Genomic DNA, 16,915 nt, shown 5'->3' on the forward strand with positions numbered 1-16,915 from the left:
AAATGACCGGAGTTTATTATAAGGTCAGCGACTATTATAAGGATACTTATAAGGAAAAAGTATATAAATTACCAATTAAATTGCCTCTAACATGTCCTAATAGAGATGGGGCTTGTGGTTTTGGTGGTTGCATATACTGTTCGGAAACTGGGGGCTCTTATGAAAACCTTGATTCGAGTCTTTCTGTTGAGGAACAACTAAGCAAAAATAGAGACTATATCACAAATAGGTATAAGGCTAAAAAGTTTATTGCTTATTTTCAAAACTTTTCAAACACTTATATGTCTTTAAATGATTTCAAGTCATATATTAAAGCCTGCGATAAAAACTATATCGTTGGAGTTTCTATTGCTACTAGAAGTGATTGTATAACTGAAGATAAGCTTAAGTTTTTATATGATTGGAAAAATATAACTGGTATCGATATTACGATAGAGCTAGGGCTACAAACTGCGAATTATAAAACTCTTAAAATATTAAATAGGGGCGAAAGCCTAGCAGATTTTATTTTAGCTTGCAATCTTATTAATAAGTATGACTTTAGAATTTCAACCCATGTAATTTTAGCTTTACCTTGGGATGATATTAATGATACAATAGAGACAGCAAGAATATTAAATGCCTTGAATGTAAAAGAAGTAAAGATTCATTCACTATTTATAGCGAAAAATACTAAACTTGCTCAAATGTATAATACAGGGCAAATTGTATTAAAAACTAAGGAAGAATATCAGAAAAATGTTGTTGAATTTTTAAGACATATTGATTCTCACTGTGCTATATCTAGACTAGTAGGTAGAGCTCCAGAAGAAGATACCATATTCTGTAATTGGGATAGGTCTTGGTGGCTTATTAGAGATGAGATTGTTTCTTTTATGGAAGAAAACTCAATAAAGCAAGGCGACAAAAACAAACAAATAATTTACGAAAAAATAAAGGGGGATAAATTATGATTTATTTAGTAGTTGGTGAACAAGGAACAGGAAAAACAAAATATCTTGTGGAAGAAGCTAATCATGAAAAAGAGCTTGGCAATTCAAATATTGTATTTGTAGATACTGATGACAGTCAAGTTAGGATTCTAGATCACAAGATTAGGTTAATTAATGCCAAATCTTATAAGATTTCTAATATAGAGGCATTAATCGGATTTGTATCTGGCATTCTTGCTCGTGATTATGATATAGGAAAGATTTATATTGATGGTATCTATGATGAAGTAAATATAAATGAGGAAAATATCAAAGATCTAATTGAAAGATTAGATAGTTTATCAGAATATTCTAAATCAGATATTTACCTAGGATTAGATTGGAGAAAAGAAGACGTTCCTCAAATAGGCCATGCAGAAATAATTGAACTTAAATTAGAGGATTAATTTAAACCGTCTCTTTGAGACGGTTTTTTATTATGATTATTGAAAAGAAAAAATTGGATTTATTTGAAAATTGGAGATTGGAGTCTATTGACTTATTATCTAGTGGAAAAATAAACAAGGATGAGTTTTTAGATAGGAATTATAAGTTTCTAGTAGAATTAGGTCTTAAGCCTTTTTCAAATATTAGACAACTTGAGGAAGGTATTTATAACTATCAATACTATAATATAATGGCTAAATTTGCAAATTCAAAGGCTTTTAAATATCAAAATTTTCCCAAAAAGAAAAAACTTTACTCAAAATTAATTAACGATAGGGAAAATTTTTATTACTTAAAAGATATAGCTACTGAATTTATAATAAATCTAGTTGGGTTTGATAATATAGAGTCATATTTTATAAATTTAAATTCAAAAAGACTTACTGGTCAAATTTTTGAAATATCTGTTAAATCCTGCGATCGACTTATACTCCATTCTAAAAATAAGAAATTATTAAGTATGTTACGAGATGGTAATGCTTTTTGTGAACAAGTGCGTGAATCTCTCATAGATTCTTATGTAAATAGAAGTTATTAAAATGATTGAAATTGAAATTAGTAAAAATCAGGCCAATCAAAGATTTGATAGGTTTTTAAGAAAATATTTTGAAAATGCACCCTTATCTGTTATTTCAAAAAATATAAGGAAAAAGAATTTTAAAATCAATGATAAAAGATCCAAAAATAATGATTTTGTTAATGAAGGTGATATTATTAAGATGTATATTACCGATGAAAATTATAAAAAATGGCTAACTAAAACTGATTTTAAACCTGTTGATTTCGACTTAGATATCATTTACGAAGATGATAATATTTTAATCATGGATAAGAAATGCGGTGAGTTAACCCATGCAGCTAGCAATAAAGATTACGGAAATAACCTTGTAGATAAAATGAATTCTTATTTGTATAAGACAGGTTCATTTGATATGTCTGATAGGACCTTCAAACCTGCAGTTGTTAATAGGCTTGATCGTAATACAGCAGGCTTAATAATCGGTGCTAAGAATAGTGAAACTCTTAGAATTTTGAACGACGCAATTAGGGAAAATAGTATTGACAAGTATTACTTGACTATTGTAGTCGGTAAGGTTAAAAATAATTTTAAAATTGATACTTATATTTCTAAAAATGAAAATAAAAATAAGGTAAAAAAATGTGAAGAAGGGAAGAATATTCTTACATATTTTAAACCTTTAGAAACAAATGGAAAATTTTCTCTATTAGAATGTAAATTGATTACAGGTAGAACCCATCAAATTAGGTATTCTTTGAAAGAAAATGGAACTCCTATAATAGGTGATAGGAAATACGGTATTAAATCAATAAATGAAGAAATAAGAAATAAGTTTGGTATTAATAATCAGGTGCTTTTATCTTATAAATTAGTTTTTCCTAATCTTCCAGGCTTAGAATACTTAAGTGGTAAGGAATTTCTATCAAAAAAATACGACGATATCATAAAATTAAAAGAAAAAATATGGAAAGCTGAGGTAAATTATGGCAAAAGTAATAGGAATTGATATAGGTGGGACAAAAATCAATGCCTGCCTAGTAGATGAAAAAGGAAACATTCTTGAAAGACATATGATGGATACTGAAGCAAGCAAGGGAAGAGATGTTGTTTTAGAAAATATCAAAAAATCAATATATACTCTTTCATATAAAGAAGCAAGTGCTATTGGTATTGGTACACCAGGTTTTATAGATTCAAAAAACGGCATAGTTACCTTTGCTGGAAATATTAATGGTTGGACAGGTCTAAACCTAAAAGAAGCTATTGGAGAATATTTGGATATTCCTGTATTTGTTGAAAATGATGCTAATATAGCTCTTGTTGCAGAAAAGTGGATTGGTGCCTGCAAGGATTGTGATAATGTTGTTATGATAACCTTGGGCACAGGTCTAGGTGGAGCTATAATTACTAAGGATGGTGGTTTATTGTCAGGAGCGCATTTCCAAGGCGCTGAGTTAGGTCATATGATGCTTCATCCAGGTGGAAATTATTGTACTTGTGGCCAATATGGATGTGCAGAAGCTTACTGCGCAGGTCCTGCTATTAGTGAAGATTACTTCAGACTTACTGGCAAGAGACTTACTGGTAAAGAAATTTTTTCGTTAGTCGATGAAGATGATAAAGCCAAAGAAGTGCTTGAAAATTATCAATCAAATCTTGCTTACTTCTTAACATCTCTTAGAAACATTTTCGATCCAGAAGCAATTGTAATTGGTGGAGGAATCATAAATTCTAAGGATATATGGTGGGATGGAACAATTGAAAAATTTAAGAATTATTGTAATAAACCATATAACATTGATATCAGACCAGCTGAATTTTTAAATGACGCGGGCGTAATTGGCGCTGCAAAGATTGCCTTTGAGAGGATGGATAATGAATAATAAAATCTTGATCTTAGATGATGAAGATCCAATAAGACAATTTATGAAAATTAACCTTGATTATCAAGGTTATCAAACAGTTGAAGCTGCAAGCGGTGAAGAAGCATTAAGAATTTTTGACGAAGAGCAACCTGCTGTGGCTATACTAGACATTATGCTTCCTGGTATAAGTGGTTTCGAAGTTTGCGAAAAAATAAGAATTAAGTCACCAATGACAGGAATAATAATGGTGTCTGCAAAAAGTCAAGATATAGATAAAATTTTGGGCCTTGAGAAAGGTGCAGATGATTATATAATAAAACCTTTCAATCCTCAAGAGCTAATATTAAGAGTTAAATCCCTTATGAGGAGAGTAAACTTAAATCCAACAGGTTCTAGTAATGATGATGTTAAAAGCCTTAAAGATGGCCCATTTACTCTTGATATATATTCAAAGACTTTCTTTAAAGGTGATAAAGAAATTGATGTGACACCAACAGAATTTACAATTCTTGAATATTTCATTAAAAATAAAGGCAAAGCCATGACTAGGGATGAAATTATGAAAGAAACCTGGGGCGATAATTATAGTAACGATACAAAAATTGTTGATGTGAATATTAGAAGAATTAGAGCTAAGATTGAGGAGAATCCTGCAAAACCAGAATTTATTGAAACTGTTTGGGGAACTGGATATAGATGGAAATAGGTAAAAGTTTAAGAAAAACTACTGAAAAGACTAAAAATTTAATTGAGTCAAAAAGCATTAAATATACGGTTGTAAAAATAATAATGCTTTTTGTACTCACTACTGTAATTGGTTTTGAAATTTTTGCTTATAATTCAATTAAAAATTACTATGAATCTTCACTCATTTCATCAATGAAAAACCAAGCTAGGATAAGTCAACTACAGTATTCTTCCTATATGTCCAGGTACGACCTTCAGGAAGTAATAATTGGCGATAAAAACTTATTTTATAGGCAGAATGATAGTCAGGTCCAAATTCTTGATAACTCGGGAGTTGTATTATTTGACTCAATAGCATCATCTCAGATAGGTTCAAACATTGATAGTAAAGATGTTCTTGACGCAAAAGAAGGGGCAACAGGTATTAGTAAGGACACTAATTCAGACTCTAAGGAACAAATTTTATCTATCTCCTATCCCTTAAAATCTTCTGATCAACAAGTAGGAATTTTAAGGCTAACAAGTTCTTTGGATAGGGTCAATAAACAAATAAATAAGGATGCTTTTATATATATCTTATTTGGAATTATTATTAGCATGCTAGCTTTATTGGTGTCATTTGTTGCTGCAAAGAGTTTTATCAAACCAATTAAGAAGCTAATAGGTGTATCTGAAGTATTAGCCCAAGGTGATTATTCGATTAAGGCAGATGATTCAAGAGGAGACGAAATTTCTGAGCTTGCTTCAACTATAAATCTCTTAAGTGAAAATATTGTTAAAAGAGAAGATATGAAAAACGAATTTATATCTTCTGTTTCCCATGAACTAAGAACACCACTTACATCTATAAAAGGATGGGCAATAACTCTCCAATCTGACACTATACAAAAAGATCCAGAAATGGTAAGCCAAGGTCTTAAAATTATTGAATCTGAAGGCGATAGGTTGTCTATGATGGTTGAAGATTTATTAGACTTCTCTAGACTATCTTCAAGTACTTTTAAATATAATAAAGATAAAATTGATATTGTAGATCTTGTACAGCAAGTCCACACTCAATTGTATCCAAGATGTCAATCAGAAGGCATAAAGTTTAGCTTTACTACTTTTTATAAGTCTTTATTTGTCTATGCAGATATTAATAGAATGAAGGAAGTATTTATTAACATAATTGATAACGCTATCAAATTTACTGATTTGGGTGGTCATATTGATATTACTATAGACTTAAATGATGGTGATATCGAAGTTAGTGTTAAGGATGATGGGGAAGGTATCAAAGAAGATGAGATAGCTTTTGTAGCTAGCAAGTTCTACAAAGGTTCGTCGTCTAAGTCTCAAACAGGCTTGGGCCTTTCCATATGTGAAGAAATTGTAAAGGCTCACGATGGTAAACTCATCATTAAATCCAAATATGGCATGGGGACTGTTGTAAGTGTAGTTATACCGAGGTTAGAAGATGAAAAAAATATTTAAGTTAATTATTATCTTTACTTTTGCCATAATATTTTCTTCATGTATTAATGCTAATAAGGATGACCTAAGTGATTTGATACAAACTCCAAAACAGGACAATCCAATTATAGAAGGAACCTGGGAAGTTGTTGAAGTTAAGGGAAATAAGCAAGAAGAAAAAACTAATAATATAAAGCTAGGGGATAAACTCTATGTCAATAAAAATTTGGTAGCGATTAATGAATCTTATGCTTTTCCACCAAGTTTTAATTCTAAATATGTAAAATTATCTGATTATTTAAAGAATAGAGGCATAGAAATTTCCAAAGATTTCAAAGATAGAAATGTAATAGTAATAAACGCTTCACAAGGTCAATTGTTTTCTAGAGATCTTATAATCACAGGCGATAAATATCTTTTCTTGATCAAGGATGAAAATATTATAAGTCTTAAAAAAATTTCTGATAAGGTAGATGCCAAAGTTTTAGACTCTTATGCAAAATTGGCCTCTAAGGAAAGAACAACAACTGATGAAGGTGAAGATATTGCAGAAGATTTATCTCTTCTCCTTGGAGTGAGAGAGAGAGTTGATCCAGAAAGCGATAATGCCTTATATAAATATTACACCTACCTTATAAGGATTGAACCTGATGATACTATAAAATATCAAAAGGCTGAAGATATATTTATTAAAAATCAAGACGAGTATTGGAAAGTTTCTCTTGATTTAAATAATTTTACAGATCTTTATGATGAGATTAGAGCATATCCTGTAAAAGCAAATGAAAAAGAAAATAAGGATTTGATTTTAAAAAATTACACCTTCAAGAACATAGATTTAAATATGAGGTTGAATTTTGTATCAAAAGATTTTATTTCTATTGATTACACTAATAATGATAACTCAAACCCTATTAGAAAATATGCATTAATGGAAACTAATAATATTGCGGTAAATAAATTTATTTCTCTAGAAGAATTTACAGGAGAGGATCAGAGCGATTTGATCTTTAAAGAAAAGGTGAAAGAAGAAGTAAATAAAAATTTTTCAAAAACAGATATGAAAGATATTAGTTTTGATAATACCAACTTTGGAATTGTTAGGAACCAAGGTATTTGGGCTTTTCAATCTTCAATTTCTAAGGGAAAAGGAGATGAATTTGTACAAAACTTTTTCAATGTTGATATAGCAATAGGTGATTCTATTTTAAATCCAAACAATTCTTCAATTAGTAGAGATCAGGTTTATAATATAAATACACAATTTAAAGATTATTTATTGTTGGCAAACAAGAGATATATATTGATACAAACTCCTGATGAAATTTTAATTCATAGGATTAGAGATGGTATTATTGAAAAATCACCTGTTTATGCCATTGCTACAAGAGTGCCTTCTAGTATTATTAGCATAGACCAATTCTTAGGTTCTAATGCAACTGATGTAGAAAAGGCTTTTGAAAAATATAATACAGTTATAGAAAAATAAATTTTGATTATCTAGTCAATATTTGATATCATTTTATTAGGAGAATATATGCAGTTAGTTTTTGCAAGTAATAATTTAAACAAATTGGAGCAAGTTAAATTGCTTTTAGACAACGATAAGGTTCTTATGCCAAAGGATGTTGGAATAGACAATTTTGACGTTATAGAAGATGGATCTACTCTAAAAGAAAATGCTTTTAAAAAGGCGTACGCACTCTATAAATTAACAAAAAGTAAAGTTTTTTCTGATGATACTGGATTATTTGTAAGTTCTCTTAATAATAGACCAGGAATTTATGCCCATAGGTATGCTGGAGAAGACGCTACTGATAAAGATAACAGAAATAAACTACTATCTGAATTAAAAGATAAGGACAATAGAGACGCGTACTTTTTGACAGTAATATGCTTTATCGACGATGATGGTAAGGATTATTATTTTGAAGGCAGGCTAGATGGCACCATAGCTGAGCATGAACTTGGTGATGGTGGATTTGGTTATGATAAGATTTTTTATGTTGATAAATTAGGTAAAAGCCTTGGACAAATGGATGTTCTATTTAAAAATCAAATCAGTCATAGGGGCCTAGCTATGAAGAAATTTAAAGAATTTTTGGATAAAAAATATGAAAATTCTAATAACTAGTGATACTCATGGGTCCTATGGCCAAATTTCTGATTTAATTTTAAGCCATGGTGATTTTGATCTTATGCTTCATGCTGGAGATGGGGTAGAAGATTGTAAATATATAAAATATGAGACTGGTATTGACTATTACGTTGTAAAAGGCAACAATGATTTTTTATCAAATGAGCCCTATAATAAAATTATTGAAATAGGTAATCATAAAATATTGTTAACTCATGGACATAAAGAACATGTTGATTTCTCACTCAATGAATTAATAGAAAAAGCTAAAACTAATTCTTGTGATATTGCTATTTTTGGGCATATTCATAGGTATATGGAAATTAAAAGTTCGGGATTGTTGATATTAAATCCTGGTTCTCCATTTCTACCAAGAGATGGGGTGGGGTCAGCTATGATTATGACAATAAATGAAGATATAAATATAGAAAAAGTTTTACTAGATTAAGGAGTTAAGATGTCAGGTTTAATAAATTTAATAAGTGAATATTCTTCAAGACTTGCTATATTACCTATACTAGCTTTGATGAATGTCATTATTACTATAATAATTCACTACATTAATAGTAAAAAAATACTTAAGTATCTACCATCATTAATAATAGGTGTTGCTGCGCTCATTATTGGGTTTTATTCGATAAGCATTTTTAATACTCCAATGGGACTTAATACATCTTGGATAGCTATTTTTTTAGGAGCAACATCCCTAGTAGGCATCTGTGTTGGTTTTATTATTGACCTTATGACATCCATTAAGTTAAATATGAAATTTAACGGCAATAATAAGGATGACATATTAGAGAATTCTTCAAACGGGAAAAATTATTTTAGAGCTCGAAGAAAAACAAAAAGGAAAAAAAATGACTAAAGCAGCTTTTTTTGATATAGATGGAACACTTTTTAGAAATTCTTTGCTTATAGAGCACTTCTTAAAACTAGTAGATGATGGAATTCTTGAAAGAAAAATATGGACTGATGAAATAGGCCCTTTATTTAGCAAATATGAAAATAGGTTCGGTGCTTATGAAGATTATTTAAATAAGTCTGCACTGGCCTATCAAAAAGCTATGATTGGTCTTGATAAGGAAATTGTAGATAAGTACGCTCAAATAGTTCTTGCCGAAAATAAAGATAAGGTTTATAACATTACAAGAAATGCAGTAAATAAGCATATAGAAGAGGGTTACCTAATATTCTTTATTTCAGGATCTCCAGACTTTTTAGTTAATGATTTTTCTAAACTTTATAAGGCAACTGACTCTATATCTACTACCTATGTTTTTGATGAAAATAATAAATTTACTGGTAAAGTAATACCTATGTGGGATGGTGAAAGTAAACTTTCTGCTGTTAGTAAACTTAAAGAAAAATATGATATTGATTTAGAACAATCATTTGCCTATGGTGATACTAATGGTGATATTACAATGTTTCAACTTGTTGGTAATCCACATGCAATAAATCCGTCATTCGAGCTAATAGAGAATTTATATAAGGATGATGAATTAAGAAGTAAGGCTGTAATAAATATTGAGAGGAAGGATGTAAATTATAATTTTGCTCTCAAAGATTTATCGGTCGAATTTTTTAAATTTTAAAATTTTTTTAATGAATTTTTTTAAATTTGGTTCTTGAATAGAAGCTAAAATTAACAGCAAAATATTCATTAATAAGTTATTGATGAATATTTTTACCTTTGCTTTAGCTTTTTTTCTTTTCTAAAAAAATATATCTAAATAAAAGACTTTGTTTTTATGTTAAAATAGTAGTCGAGGTAGAATAATGAAGGCAGAATTAAGGAAGACTATTCCAGTAATTGAAAAACTTGAATATAATTATTTAGTAGATAAAGATATATACTCTTTAAACACACTTATGTCTTTGTTATACGATAGAAATTTTATTAATTTCTCTAAGCATTCTTACTATACAAAGGATTATTGCTTTAAGAATTTAAAGAAATATTTCTGGAACCTTGTAGATATTGATGAAATAATCAATAGTTTGAGTAGAAATATTGGAAGTGACATAGATAGGTACGAATACCTTATTTCAATTAAAGCACAGTTTAGAGCATTTAAATCAAAAAAAGCAATTGATAGGTTAGAATTTTTAATGATAGAAGCCTTTGGAGTTGATTTTTTGCTTGACAGTACAAATCTTTTTTATAATAGAGACGATAAGGAAATTTTAAAAATTGGCAACATAATGAAAGAAGCAATTATATCTGATAGAGAATTAATTGCTTGCCTCAGACGCGATTTATATAATTTTTCTGACCTTGTACTTAAGAGAAAAATCTACGATATAGACATTTTAACTCACAAGCAGCTTACATTTAATACACAGAGTATTTTTACAGAAGATATTACAAGCAAACAAACTCAAAAAATATACGAGAAAACAATCAACTACCTATATAGGTCCATAGTTGATACATATGCCGAGTATTACTACAGGGGTTTAATAAGAGAAGTATTTGAAAGGTATCAATAGGGCTAAATAAGCCCTTTTTATTTTGTTTATGATAGTATTAGGAATAGATCCAGGCATAGCCATCATGGGCTACGGAGTGGTTGAATTTAAATCAAATAAGGTTAAAGTATTAGAAAATGGAGTGGTTACAACTTCATCTAAAACAAGAACACCTGAAAGACTTAAAATTTTGTATGATAACTTAGATAAAATTATCAAGGAATTTAAGCCAGACGAATTTGCCATAGAAGAATTATTTTTTAATCAAAATGTAAAGACTGCCATAACTGTCGGTCATGCAAGAGGTGTTCAAGTTTTATGTGCTCAAGATAATGGCTTAGATATATATGAGTACACACCACTACAAATCAAACAGGCTATTACAGGTTATGGAAGAGCTGACAAACAGCAAATGCAGCTTACAATCACAACTTTACTAAATTTAAAGGAGATTCCAAAACCTGATGACGCCGCAGATGCCTTATCGGTAGCACTTTGTCATGTGCTTAGTCAAAGATTTAAAGAACAATATAGGATGAATTAATGATTTCTTACATAAAAGGTGATGTAAAGGCTATAAATGAAGAAGGATTTATAATTGAAACTAACAATATTGGTTATTATATAAATTCTACTCTAACAAGTCTTTCGAACATTCAAATAAATAACGAATATAAGATTTACACATCAATGCAAGTTAGGGAAGATGACATTTCTCTTTATGGTTTTTATTCGAAAGATGAACTTGAGATGTTTTTATTATTAATCTCAGTTTCGTCTATTGGACCAAAAATTGCCATAGGCATGCTATCATCTATAAGTGCAGATGAAATTAAACTTGCAATAGTCAATAATGATATTGATAAATTAACCGATGCTAAGGGTATTGGCAAAAAAACTGCTTCAAGGATAATACTTGAGCTAGTTGATAAAGTTAAGAAGATGGCAATACCAGATTTAGATAAGGTTGAAAAAGTAAATCCGGTTAAAAATAATGATATAGAAGTAGCTAGAGAAGCTCTTAAAAATTTGGGTTATATGGAAAATGATGTAGCCAGAGTTTTAAATGAATTAAAGGATACTGATTTAAGCCTTGAAGGGCTGATTAAAGAAAGTCTAAAAAGACTAATTTAGGTGGTTAAATGTTTGATGAGAACACAAGGATAGTAGGATCTAATGAGCAAATCGAAGATCTTAGACAAGAAAATTCCATAAGACCAAAATGGTTAAGGGACTATATTGGTCAAGATAAGGTTAAGGAGAAGCTTGATATCTTTATTAAGTCCTCACTTTCTAGGGAAGAGCCACTAGACCACGTACTTCTCCAAGGACCTCCTGGTTTAGGCAAGACCACATTATCTACAATAATTGCCAATGAACTTGGAGTTAATTTGCGCGTAACAAGTGGACCAGCTATAGAAAAACCTTCTGACCTTGCTTCGATTCTGACAAACCTTGCTGAGGGCGATGTATTATTTATCGACGAAATCCACAGGATAAATAGGTCTGTAGAAGAAATTTTATATTCGGCTATGGAGGACTTTGTCCTAGATATTATTGTAGGCAAGGGACCAAATGCACAGTCAATAAGGATTGATCTTGAAAAGTTTACCCTTATTGGAGCTACAACTCGAGCCGGTATGCTATCCGCTCCTTTAAGAGATAGGTTTGGGGTACTTTTATCCTTAAATTTATATAATAGCAACGACTTGACCACAATAGTAAAAAGATCTGCAAATATTTTAGATATACCTATTGATGATAAGGGTGCAATTGAGATTGCGAAAAGGTCAAGAGGCACACCAAGAATTGCAAATAGGTTATTGAAAAGAGTCAGAGACTATGCTATTGTAAAAGCTGATGATAAGATTGACTATGAAACAAGTAGAAAAGGTCTAGAATTACTGGAAATAGATCCAATGGGCCTAGATACGATGGATAAAAAAATAATACTTACTATGTATGAAAACTTTGCGGGTGGTCCAGTAGGTGTGGATACAATTGCAGCATCAACAGGTATAGAAAATGTCACAATAGAAGATGTTTACGAACCTTATTTGCTACAAATTGGATTTATATCAAGAACACCAAGGGGCAGGGTTCTAACTAGAAAAGCCTACGAGCACTATGGATTAAAATACGAGGAATAGATGAGAACAAGTGAATTTGATTATTATTTACCAGAAGAATTAATAGCTCAACATCCTACAAGCAAAAGAGATGAAGCTAGGATGATGGTATTAGATAGAAAAAGTGGTGAAAGAGAAGATAAATATTTTTTTGAAATAATAGATTATTTAAAAGCTGGAGACGTACTGGTTATGAATGATACAAGGGTAATCCCAGCTAGACTTTTTGGACACAGGCCTGAAAAAGAAGAAAAAATTGAGGTTTTCTTACTAAACAATACTGAAGGAGCTAAGTGGGAAGTCCTTGTTAGACCTGGTAAAAAAATGAAAATAGGCACAGAAGTAATATTTTCTGATGACTTATCTTGTAAGGTAGTGGATGTTAAAGATGATGGAAATAGGATTGTAGAATTTTATTATGAAGGTATTTTTAATGAAATTTTAGACCGATTAGGAAATATGCCGCTTCCCCCATATATAAAAGAAAAACTAAAGGATAATGAAGACTATCAAACAGTTTATTCTAAAAATCCTGGTTCTGTTGCTGCACCTACTGCTGGTCTGCACTTTACAAAGGAATTATTAGAAAAAATTGAAGAAAAGGGAGTGAAACTTGCCTACCTAACCCTAAATGTTGGACTTGGTACCTTTAGACCTGTAAATGAGGATGAAATCACTAATCACAAAATGCATTCTGAGTTTTACACCCTTAGCGAAGAGACTTCAAAGATACTAAATGAAGCTAAAAGCGAAGGTAGAAGAATAATCGCTGTAGGTACTACTTCTATTAGAACCTTGGAGTCTGTATACAAAAAAAATAATAAAATTTGTGCCGATTCAGGTTGGACAGATATTTTTATTTACCCTGGTTTTGAATTTAAGGTAGTCGATGCAATTATCACTAATTTCCACCTACCTAAATCAACATTAATAATGTTAATAGCTGCCTTTACAAGCAAGGATATAATTTTAGATGCCTATAAAGATGCTGTTAATAAGAAATATAGATTTTTCTCCTTCGGGGATTGTATGTTCATAAAATAGGAGGATAAATGCCTTTAAAATACGAACTAATAAAAAAAGATAAATATACTAATGCGAGAGTGGGTGTAATTCATACTGCTAGTGGAGATATACCAACACCTATATTTATGCCGGTAGGTACAGTTGGAACTGTTAAAACAATGACAGTAGATGACCTAAAAGAAATGGATGCTAAGATTATCTTAGGAAACACCTACCACCTATACTTAAAACCGGGTATGGATATAATGAAAAAAGCTGGCGGTCTCCATAAATTTATGAATTGGGATAGACCAATACTTACAGATTCTGGTGGGTTTCAAGTTTTTTCTCTTGCTGACAATAGAAAAATTAGCGAGGAAGGAGTTATGTTTAGATCTCATATTGATGGCTCGAAACATTTTTTTACTCCTGAAAAGTCAATAGAGATTCAAAATGATATTCATTCAGATATAATGATGAGTTTTGATGAGTGTGTTGATGCAAATGCTAGTTATGATTATGTTAAAAACTCAATGGAAAGAACACTAAGATGGGCACAGAGAGGTCTTGATTACCATAAGGCAAATTCTCACCCAGACCAATCACTTTTTGGGATAGTCCAAGGTGGAATGTTTAAAGATCTAAGAGAAATTTCCGCTAGAGAGACAGTTGCCATGAACTTTGATGGATATTCTATCGGAGGTCTTTCTGTCGGCGAGACAAAGGAAGAAATGATTGATATTCTTAACTTTACTACTCCACTACTACCTGAAGATAAGCCAAGATATAATATGGGAGTTGGTACCCCTGATTATCTTTTTGAATCTTTTCAGGCTGGTATAGATATGGCAGATTGTGTTTTACCAACAAGGATAGCTAGGAACGGTACTGCAATAACTTCTCATGGAAGAGTTGTCATAAAAAATGCAACTTATAAAGAAGATTTTTCGCCGCTTGATCCAGAATGTGATTGCTATACATGTAAAAATCACTCAAGAGCATATTTAAGACACTTGGTAAATGCTAAAGAGATTTTAGGCGCAAGATTATTAAGCTACCATAACCTATATTTTTTACTAAAAATGTGTGAAAATATAAGAGAAGCTATCATGAATGACTCTTTTCTTGATTACAAAAAAGAATTTTATGAGAAATATGGTTACTAATGCGACTTGAATATATTATATTAATTATCCTAGCTGTATGTTTTTATTTTACAAATGTGAATGATTACAGAAAAGATAAAAATAGAGAAATTTTTGTTAATGATAACCTTAAAGTATCCTCTAAAGTTATTACTAAATCAGGAATTATTGGGTATGTTGCAAAAATAAATAAAAATGAAGTGATATTGATTACAGGAGATGTTGATAATACATCTACTATCACTATTGAAAAGTCATATATAGATAATATTTTAGAATAGGGGCGAGAGCCTCTTTTTCTTTAATAATGCTCAATTAAAGAGTATAATTTATTAGAAAGGTAGATATGGCAAATTGGTTTCTTTATAACAAAAAACAAAATTATATAAATAATCTTAAATTAGGAAACATTACTAAACTCGATGCTCTTATTTTAGGAAATCGAGATATTATTAGCCCAAGCAAAGTTGATATGTATTTAAATCCTAGTTTAAGCAAACTACACGATCCTTTTTTATTAAATGATATGGATAAGGCTGTAGATCTTATTATTGATACTATGAAGAATGGTGGAGAGATAAGAATATTTGGAGATTATGACCAGGATGGGATAGCATCAGTTATGACCCTTATGGATGGTCTTTTATTTTATTATGACAATATTTCTTATGATATTCCCCATAGGGTTGATGAAGGTTATGGAATTTCCTCAAAAATGAGTGATAAGGCTATTGAGGATAAGGTTTCATTGGTTATCACTTGTGATAATGGTATAACTGGCTTTGAACAAATAGATAATTTGAAAAATGCTGGGATAAATGTTATAGTAACAGACCACCATCAAATTCACAAAGAAGAAAATGATGAGTGGCTCAATCAAATCCTACCGAATGCTGACGCTGTTATAAACCCCAAAAGACTAGATTCTACATATCCATTTGATGATTTATGTGGGGCAGGAGTTAGCTTTAAATTAATACAAGGGCTCTATCAAAAATTAGATGGAGATGATTATTATTTATATTCCCTATTAGAATATGTCGCTATGGGCACAGTTTGTGATATCGTTTCATTGACGGATGAAAATAGGATTTTTGTTATTGAAGGACTTAAGAGATTAAATGAAACAGAAAAGATTGGCCTTAAAGCATTGTTAGATGAAGCTGGGTGGGATAAGGACGTCGATGAATACACTCTTGGTTTTATTTTGGGCCCATTGATGAATTCAACAGGCAGGCTTAAGAGCGCTAAGCTTGCTATAGATTTACTGATAGAAGAAGATATTGATAAAATTTATGATATGGCGAGTGATTTAGTTAAATTAAACAACGAAAGGAAATCTTTAACTGAAACTGCATTTAATAAAATCATAGAACTTATAAAAGAAAATTCATACGACAAAGATGATGTTATCGTTGTGTATGCGCCAGACATAAATGAATCTATATGTGGAATTGTAGCTGGTAGAATTAAGGAAAAATATTATAGGCCAACTATTATCCTTACAAATGCTAAGGAAGAAGGTATTGCGAAAGGTTCAGGAAGATCTATACCAGCTTATAATATGTTTGAACAAATTTCACCATACGATGATAAGCTTGAATCTTTTGGTGGTCATCCTATGGCCTGTGGTCTTTCTATAAAGATAGATGAGATAGATAAGTTTAGAATATTTTTAAACAGAAATTCGAAGCTTACAAGTACTGATAAAGAGCAATCAATTAACATAGATACTCAAATTCCAATATCAAAATTATCATTAGAATTTGCAGAAAGCTTAGATAGGTTTAAACCTTATGGCAAAGATAATTCGAGACCTATTTTTGCCAATAAAGGCGTTGATATAGCTGCCATATCTATGATAGGCAAAGATAAAAACACATTAAGATTATCCCTTTTTCAAAATGGAAATTACTATAATGCAATTAAATTTCAAGCAGAAGATGACTACAACTATTTGAAGGAAAAGTTTGACGGTGATATCTTAGGCAAAAAAATTGATATAGTTTACTACCCTGATGTTAATGAGTTTAGGGGTAATAGGACTTTACAGTTAAAATTATTAGATATTAGGTGATT

The 16,915-nt window shown here is 30.7% G+C and carries 20 protein-coding genes; all 20 read left to right on the forward strand.

Annotated elements, in window-relative coordinates:
- The first annotated feature begins 2 nt into the window (after positions 1 to 2).
- The 20 genes from HMPREF1630_RS08665 (at position 3) to recJ (ending at position 16,913) form a co-directional block, all read left to right on the forward strand.
- Complete coding sequence (locus tag HMPREF1630_RS08665) at positions 3 to 953, forward strand: TIGR01212 family radical SAM protein (protein ID WP_037328785.1); 951 nt, start codon at positions 3 to 5, stop codon at positions 951 to 953.
- The gene (locus tag HMPREF1630_RS08670; protein ID WP_004827440.1) at positions 950 to 1,378 is read left to right on the forward strand and encodes a hypothetical protein; all 429 of its coding nucleotides are present in this window, start codon (positions 950 to 952) and stop codon (positions 1,376 to 1,378) included. Before HMPREF1630_RS08665 ends, HMPREF1630_RS08670 begins: the two co-directional genes overlap by 4 nt.
- Positions 1,379 to 1,410: 32 nt before the next feature.
- Positions 1,411 to 1,956 (forward strand): DUF6648 family protein, encoded by a 546-nt coding sequence (locus tag HMPREF1630_RS08675; RefSeq protein ID WP_004827441.1) that lies wholly within the window; start codon positions 1,411 to 1,413, stop codon positions 1,954 to 1,956.
- A gap of 1 nt (position 1,957) precedes the next feature.
- Entirely contained in the window at positions 1,958 to 2,944 is a 987-nt protein-coding gene (locus tag HMPREF1630_RS08680; protein WP_037328787.1) for an RluA family pseudouridine synthase, read from the forward strand.
- The gene (locus HMPREF1630_RS08685; RefSeq protein ID WP_004827443.1) at positions 2,922 to 3,821 is read left to right on the forward strand and encodes an ROK family protein; all 900 of its coding nucleotides are present in this window, start codon (positions 2,922 to 2,924) and stop codon (positions 3,819 to 3,821) included. Before HMPREF1630_RS08680 ends, HMPREF1630_RS08685 begins: the two co-directional genes overlap by 23 nt.
- A complete protein-coding gene (locus HMPREF1630_RS08690) occupies positions 3,814 to 4,509 on the forward strand; it encodes a response regulator transcription factor (RefSeq protein ID WP_037328789.1) in 696 nt (231 codons plus the stop codon). The genes HMPREF1630_RS08685 and HMPREF1630_RS08690 overlap by 8 nt, the downstream gene beginning before the upstream one ends.
- Positions 4,500 to 5,966 (forward strand): HAMP domain-containing sensor histidine kinase, encoded by a 1,467-nt coding sequence (locus tag HMPREF1630_RS08695; protein ID WP_037328790.1) that lies wholly within the window; start codon positions 4,500 to 4,502, stop codon positions 5,964 to 5,966. Before HMPREF1630_RS08690 ends, HMPREF1630_RS08695 begins: the two co-directional genes overlap by 10 nt.
- Positions 5,950 to 7,434: a hypothetical protein gene (locus HMPREF1630_RS08700; protein ID WP_004827446.1), complete on the forward strand. Its 1,485-nt coding sequence runs from the start codon at positions 5,950 to 5,952 to the stop codon at positions 7,432 to 7,434. The genes HMPREF1630_RS08695 and HMPREF1630_RS08700 overlap by 17 nt, the downstream gene beginning before the upstream one ends.
- Before the next feature lie 48 nt (positions 7,435 to 7,482).
- A complete protein-coding gene (gene rdgB, locus HMPREF1630_RS08705) occupies positions 7,483 to 8,079 on the forward strand; it encodes an RdgB/HAM1 family non-canonical purine NTP pyrophosphatase (protein ID WP_037328792.1) in 597 nt (198 codons plus the stop codon).
- Complete coding sequence (locus HMPREF1630_RS08710) at positions 8,060 to 8,530, forward strand: YfcE family phosphodiesterase (RefSeq protein ID WP_037328793.1); 471 nt, start codon at positions 8,060 to 8,062, stop codon at positions 8,528 to 8,530. The genes rdgB and HMPREF1630_RS08710 overlap by 20 nt, the downstream gene beginning before the upstream one ends.
- A gap of 9 nt (positions 8,531 to 8,539) precedes the next feature.
- The gene (locus HMPREF1630_RS08715) at positions 8,540 to 8,950 is read left to right on the forward strand and encodes a hypothetical protein (RefSeq protein ID WP_004827449.1); all 411 of its coding nucleotides are present in this window, start codon (positions 8,540 to 8,542) and stop codon (positions 8,948 to 8,950) included.
- Positions 8,943 to 9,680 carry an HAD family hydrolase gene (locus HMPREF1630_RS08720; protein ID WP_037328795.1) on the forward strand — a complete coding sequence of 246 codons (738 nt, stop codon included), beginning with the start codon at positions 8,943 to 8,945 and terminating at the stop codon, positions 9,678 to 9,680. Before HMPREF1630_RS08715 ends, HMPREF1630_RS08720 begins: the two co-directional genes overlap by 8 nt.
- Before the next feature lie 184 nt (positions 9,681 to 9,864).
- Positions 9,865 to 10,578: a hypothetical protein gene (locus HMPREF1630_RS08725; RefSeq protein WP_004827451.1), complete on the forward strand. Its 714-nt coding sequence runs from the start codon at positions 9,865 to 9,867 to the stop codon at positions 10,576 to 10,578.
- 28 nt (positions 10,579 to 10,606) lie between these two features.
- Complete coding sequence (gene ruvC, locus HMPREF1630_RS08730) at positions 10,607 to 11,101, forward strand: crossover junction endodeoxyribonuclease RuvC (RefSeq protein WP_004827452.1); 495 nt, start codon at positions 10,607 to 10,609, stop codon at positions 11,099 to 11,101.
- Positions 11,101 to 11,691, forward strand: a complete 591-nt coding sequence (ruvA, locus tag HMPREF1630_RS08735; protein ID WP_004827453.1) for a Holliday junction branch migration protein RuvA — start codon at positions 11,101 to 11,103, stop codon at positions 11,689 to 11,691. The genes ruvC and ruvA overlap by 1 nt, the downstream gene beginning before the upstream one ends.
- 8 nt (positions 11,692 to 11,699) lie before the next feature.
- Positions 11,700 to 12,707: a Holliday junction branch migration DNA helicase RuvB gene (gene ruvB / locus HMPREF1630_RS08740; protein WP_004827454.1), complete on the forward strand. Its 1,008-nt coding sequence runs from the start codon at positions 11,700 to 11,702 to the stop codon at positions 12,705 to 12,707.
- Complete coding sequence (gene queA / locus HMPREF1630_RS08745) at positions 12,708 to 13,730, forward strand: tRNA preQ1(34) S-adenosylmethionine ribosyltransferase-isomerase QueA (protein ID WP_004827455.1); 1,023 nt, start codon at positions 12,708 to 12,710, stop codon at positions 13,728 to 13,730.
- Between the two features lie 8 nt (positions 13,731 to 13,738).
- Positions 13,739 to 14,857: a tRNA guanosine(34) transglycosylase Tgt gene (tgt, locus tag HMPREF1630_RS08750; protein WP_004827456.1), complete on the forward strand. Its 1,119-nt coding sequence runs from the start codon at positions 13,739 to 13,741 to the stop codon at positions 14,855 to 14,857.
- Entirely contained in the window at positions 14,857 to 15,117 is a 261-nt protein-coding gene (gene yajC / locus HMPREF1630_RS08755) for a preprotein translocase subunit YajC (protein ID WP_052039422.1), read from the forward strand. Before tgt ends, yajC begins: the two co-directional genes overlap by 1 nt.
- A 65-nt stretch (positions 15,118 to 15,182) precedes the next feature.
- Complete coding sequence (recJ, locus tag HMPREF1630_RS08760; protein ID WP_037328798.1) at positions 15,183 to 16,913, forward strand: single-stranded-DNA-specific exonuclease RecJ; 1,731 nt, start codon at positions 15,183 to 15,185, stop codon at positions 16,911 to 16,913.
- Positions 16,914 to 16,915 lie beyond the last annotated feature (2 nt).

Origin of the sequence: Anaerococcus lactolyticus S7-1-13 (assembly GCF_000758765.1) — a bacterium.
In the GTDB taxonomy this organism is placed as follows: domain Bacteria; phylum Bacillota; class Clostridia; order Tissierellales; family Peptoniphilaceae; genus Anaerococcus; species Anaerococcus lactolyticus.

What these genes read in the sequence shown, in the direction of transcription:
- HMPREF1630_RS08665 (WP_037328785.1), top strand. Translation starts at nt 3, where the DNA reads ATGACCGGAGTTTATTATAAGGTCAGCGACTATTATAAGGATACTTAT.
- HMPREF1630_RS08670 (WP_004827440.1), top strand. Translation starts at nt 950, where the DNA reads ATGATTTATTTAGTAGTTGGTGAACAAGGAACAGGAAAAACAAAATAT.
- HMPREF1630_RS08675 (WP_004827441.1), top strand. Translation starts at nt 1,411, where the DNA reads ATGATTATTGAAAAGAAAAAATTGGATTTATTTGAAAATTGGAGATTG.
- HMPREF1630_RS08680 (WP_037328787.1), top strand. Translation starts at nt 1,958, where the DNA reads ATGATTGAAATTGAAATTAGTAAAAATCAGGCCAATCAAAGATTTGAT.
- HMPREF1630_RS08685 (WP_004827443.1), top strand. Translation starts at nt 2,922, where the DNA reads ATGGCAAAAGTAATAGGAATTGATATAGGTGGGACAAAAATCAATGCC.
- HMPREF1630_RS08690 (WP_037328789.1), top strand. Translation starts at nt 3,814, where the DNA reads ATGAATAATAAAATCTTGATCTTAGATGATGAAGATCCAATAAGACAA.
- HMPREF1630_RS08695 (WP_037328790.1), top strand. Translation starts at nt 4,500, where the DNA reads ATGGAAATAGGTAAAAGTTTAAGAAAAACTACTGAAAAGACTAAAAAT.
- HMPREF1630_RS08700 (WP_004827446.1), top strand. Translation starts at nt 5,950, where the DNA reads ATGAAAAAAATATTTAAGTTAATTATTATCTTTACTTTTGCCATAATA.
- rdgB (WP_037328792.1), top strand. Translation starts at nt 7,483, where the DNA reads ATGCAGTTAGTTTTTGCAAGTAATAATTTAAACAAATTGGAGCAAGTT.
- HMPREF1630_RS08710 (WP_037328793.1), top strand. Translation starts at nt 8,060, where the DNA reads ATGAAAATTCTAATAACTAGTGATACTCATGGGTCCTATGGCCAAATT.
- HMPREF1630_RS08715 (WP_004827449.1), top strand. Translation starts at nt 8,540, where the DNA reads ATGTCAGGTTTAATAAATTTAATAAGTGAATATTCTTCAAGACTTGCT.
- HMPREF1630_RS08720 (WP_037328795.1), top strand. Translation starts at nt 8,943, where the DNA reads ATGACTAAAGCAGCTTTTTTTGATATAGATGGAACACTTTTTAGAAAT.
- HMPREF1630_RS08725 (WP_004827451.1), top strand. Translation starts at nt 9,865, where the DNA reads ATGAAGGCAGAATTAAGGAAGACTATTCCAGTAATTGAAAAACTTGAA.
- ruvC (WP_004827452.1), top strand. Translation starts at nt 10,607, where the DNA reads ATGATAGTATTAGGAATAGATCCAGGCATAGCCATCATGGGCTACGGA.
- ruvA (WP_004827453.1), top strand. Translation starts at nt 11,101, where the DNA reads ATGATTTCTTACATAAAAGGTGATGTAAAGGCTATAAATGAAGAAGGA.
- ruvB (WP_004827454.1), top strand. Translation starts at nt 11,700, where the DNA reads ATGTTTGATGAGAACACAAGGATAGTAGGATCTAATGAGCAAATCGAA.
- queA (WP_004827455.1), top strand. Translation starts at nt 12,708, where the DNA reads ATGAGAACAAGTGAATTTGATTATTATTTACCAGAAGAATTAATAGCT.
- tgt (WP_004827456.1), top strand. Translation starts at nt 13,739, where the DNA reads ATGCCTTTAAAATACGAACTAATAAAAAAAGATAAATATACTAATGCG.
- yajC (WP_052039422.1), top strand. Translation starts at nt 14,857, where the DNA reads ATGCGACTTGAATATATTATATTAATTATCCTAGCTGTATGTTTTTAT.
- recJ (WP_037328798.1), top strand. Translation starts at nt 15,183, where the DNA reads ATGGCAAATTGGTTTCTTTATAACAAAAAACAAAATTATATAAATAAT.